The sequence below is a fragment of the Streptomyces viridosporus genome (assembly GCF_002078235.1).
GTDB classification, from domain to species: domain Bacteria; phylum Actinomycetota; class Actinomycetes; order Streptomycetales; family Streptomycetaceae; genus Streptomyces; species Streptomyces viridosporus.
In genome coordinates, this window is sequence record NZ_MSGP01000846.1 from 1 (window position 1) to 2,284 (window position 2,284).

The 2,284-nt window shown below is 72.1% G+C and carries 2 protein-coding genes; both read left to right on the top strand.

The features are described 5' to 3' along the window. A complete protein-coding gene (locus tag B7L92_RS38095; RefSeq protein ID WP_081241635.1) occupies positions 1 to 1,473 on the top strand; it encodes a GntP family permease in 1,473 nt (490 codons plus the stop codon). A gap of 94 nt (positions 1,474 to 1,567) precedes the next feature. Then, positions 1,568 to 2,257 (top strand): hypothetical protein, encoded by a 690-nt coding sequence (locus B7L92_RS38100; protein WP_081241636.1) that lies wholly within the window; start codon positions 1,568 to 1,570, stop codon positions 2,255 to 2,257. The last annotated feature ends 27 nt before the right edge of the window (positions 2,258 to 2,284 follow it).

Here is a 2,284-nt window from a genome sequence, read left to right on the forward strand (position 1 = left end):
GTGTGCGGTGGTGCCTCCGCGCCCGCGGAGGCACCACCGCACACCGGCGGTCTGCTCCTCCTCGTCGACGGCACGGCGGGCCTGCTGACCGTCGCCGCGCTCGGTATCGCGCTCCTCCTCTTCCTGATCATCAAGGTCCGGCTCCAGCCGTTCGTCGCCCTCCTCGGCGTCTCCATAGCCGTCGGCCTGCTGGCGGGCCTGTCGGTCACCGAACTCTTCGGCACGGTCCAGCGCTCGGACGCCGTGTCCACCATCGAGTCGGGCATGGGCGGCATCCTCGGCCATGTCGCGATCATCATCGGCCTGGGCACCATGCTCGGCGCGATCCTCGAGGTGAGCGGCGGCGCACAGGTGCTGGCGGGCCGGCTGCTCGGCCTGTTCGGCGAGCAGCGCGCCCCGCTCGCCATGGGCCTGACCGGCCTCATCTTCGGCATCCCGGTCTTCTTCGACGTCGGCATCTTCGTCCTCGCGCCGATCGTGTACGCCGCCGCCAAGCGCTCCGGCAAGTCGATCCTGCTCTACTGCCTGCCGCTGCTCGCCGGCCTCTCGGTCACCCACGCCTTCCTGCCCCCGCACCCCGGCCCGGTGGCCGCCGCCGGACTGCTGCGCGTCGACCTCGGCTGGGTCATCCTCATGGGCGTCGTCTGCGGCATCCCGGCCGTCGTGGCCGCGTGGGCCTACTCCGCCTGGATCGGCAAGCGGATCTTCGTCGCCGTGCCGCAGGACATGGTCGAGGCGGCCGAGGAGGCCAAGCAGGCCGTCGTCGCCGAGCAGCGGGCGTCCGGGGTCGAGCCGCGCGAGACGCCGGTCCCGCTCGGCACGGTCCTCGGCATCATCGGCACGCCGCTGGTCCTGATCCTCGCCGCGACCTTCTCCTCGATCGCCCTGGACCCGTCCACCCTCCGCTCGGTGATCGAGTTCTTCGGCCACCCCTTCGTGGCCCTCACCCTCGCCCTGTTCCTCGCGTACTACCTGCTGGGCATCCGGCGCGGCTGGTCCCGCAAGTCCCTGGAGACCGTCTCGACGTCCTCGCTGAAGCCGGTCGGCAACATCCTGCTGGTGGTCGGCGCGGGCGGGGTCTTCGGCGCGGTCCTCAAAGCCAGCGGAGTCGCCCAGGCGCTCTCGGACACCTTCAACGACGTCGGCCTGCCGGTGATCGTCCTCTCCTACCTGATCTCCGTGGTGCTGCGGGTCGCGCAGGGCTCGGCGACGGTGGCGATCGTGACCACGGCGGGCATCGTGGCCCCGCTGCTCGCCGGGGGCGACCACTCGCAGGCGTTCGTCGCGCTCGTCATCATGGCCATCTCGGCGGGCTCCATCTTCGCCTCGCACGTCAACGACGGCGGGTTCTGGATGGTCGCCAAGTACTTCGGCATCAGCGAGCGGGACACGCTGAAGACCTGGACGGTGCTGGAGAGCGTGCTGTCGGTGGCCGGATTCGTGGTCGCGGCGGTGCTCAGCCTCTTCGTGTGAGCTCCGGGTGAGCCGGTGTGCCCGTGTAGGCGTCTGATAACGAAGTTGAGGGCCGACTGGGACCGGCACAGGTTTGTCGACCATACTGCCCGCTGTGGAGCAGCAGCGCATAGGTTCGAGCAGCCAGCCCCTGGAAGGCGCCGGGTTCGACCCGGCCTTCATCCCCGGGCTCACCGCACCCGCGTCCGGCCCGTCCGACCGGGAGGAGGACGCGAAACCGAAGGCGGAGGAGCCGGCGGGCGCCGCCTCGGAGCCGGAGGACGCGGTGCCCGGGACGGAGGCCGGGGAGGAGGCCGGGGAGGAGACCGCTCCCGAGGAGGGGACGGCCTCCGACGGCCCCGTCTTCGAGGCGTCCGACCGGCGTGCCCGGATCGTCGCCGACCACCGCGGTGTGCGCCTGCGCCTGGACGACCAGGAGTGCGACTTCCGCTGGGACGAGATCGGCGCGGTGGAGACGGAGACCGCCCGCTTCGGCAAGCGCTGGACGGTCACCGTCCACACCCCCGACCGCCGTTGGTACTTCCTCGAGGTCGAGGCGCCGTCCAGGAGCCGGTTCGAGGAGTGGGACACCGGGCTGGACGCGGTCCTGGACGCGTACTTCGACGACGGCGGTGACGGCGACGGTGGCGGCGACGAGTCCGCGGAGGAGCCGGAGGCCGCCGACGGCACGAAGGCCGACGGCGGCGCCGGAGTCGACGGCGACGCCGGCAAGGCCGTCAAGGCCGCCGAGACGGTCAAAACCGCCGAGGCCGCCGCCGAGGCCGCCGAGGACGACGCCAAGTAGCGTGCCCCGGCGGCCCCGGCCGCCGGA